General features: G+C 65.8%; 2 protein-coding genes. Both read right to left on the bottom strand.

The genetic code is table 11. The annotated features are described in order from the left end of the window. Positions 1–204: CoA transferase (locus GSQ92_RS07545; RefSeq protein WP_174247806.1), on the bottom strand; the 204-nt coding region annotated here is incomplete at its 3' end. Then, on the bottom strand, positions 204–941 hold a 738-nt coding region (locus GSQ92_RS07540), incomplete at its 5' end, for an aldehyde dehydrogenase family protein (protein WP_159013280.1). The genes GSQ92_RS07545 and GSQ92_RS07540, both read right to left, overlap by 1 nt.

The raw sequence follows: 941 nt of genomic DNA, 5'->3' as shown, positions 1-941 counted from the left end.
ATAGCTCGACGTGCCATGCACGGCGGCGTCATAGCCGCGCGCGAAATCGCCTTCCCGCCGCTCGATCTTGATGACCCGAGCCCCGGCATCGGCGAGACGCGAGGAGCAGTAGGGCGCCGCAACCGCCTGCTCCAAGGCGATCACCAGCAGACCGCGCAACGGCTTGCCGGGCGCCGGCCTCGGCGCGGATCCCGGCTGCGCCATCAGGCGGCCTTGTGCTTGATGGCGATGGTCTTCAGCGTGCCGAAACCGTGCAGCGCCGCGAAACCCTTCTCGCGCCCGTGGCCCGAGCGTTTCACGCCACCGAAAGGCAGCTCCACACCACCGCCCGCGCCGTAGTTGTTGATGTAGACTTGGCCGGATTTAACGCCATGTGCCAAGCGCAGCGCGCGGCCTATATCGCCCGTCCAGATGCCAGCGACCAAGCCGTATTCGGTGCTGTTCGCGATGCGCAGCGCATCCGCCTCGTCCTTCATGCGGATGGCGACGAGCACCGGCCCGAAGATCTCCTGCTGGGCCAAGGGATGATCGAAGGGCACGTCGCCGATCAGTGTCGGACGCACGTAGAACCCGTCCGCCGAAACATTGGTGCCGAGATCACCCTGAGCCAGGATCGGCAATCCATCGCGCTCGGCCAGCGCGAGAAAACCCTCGATCCGCTCCTTCTGCACCGCATTGACCACAGGACCCATATCGAGATCCTGGTCCGACGCACCGATGCGGAGCGCCCTGAACCGCTTCGCCAAATCAGCGGTGAAGCTGTCATAGGCGCGATCCTCGATGATCACGCGGGAGCCGGCGCTGCAGGTCTGGCCGGAATTCTGCGTGATGCCGCGTGTGATGGTGGCGGCGGCGTCGTTTAGATCCGCATCCGCGAAGACCACCTGAGGCGACTTGCCGCCAAGTTCCAGCGTCACCGGAATCGTGCGCTGGGCGGCGGC

The organism is Acidisoma sp. S159 (genome assembly GCF_009766125.1).
GTDB lineage: Bacteria > Pseudomonadota > Alphaproteobacteria > Acetobacterales > Acetobacteraceae > Acidisoma.
The sequence above is the reverse complement of the archived record's forward strand: the minus strand, read 5'-3'. Positions and strand labels throughout refer to the sequence as shown.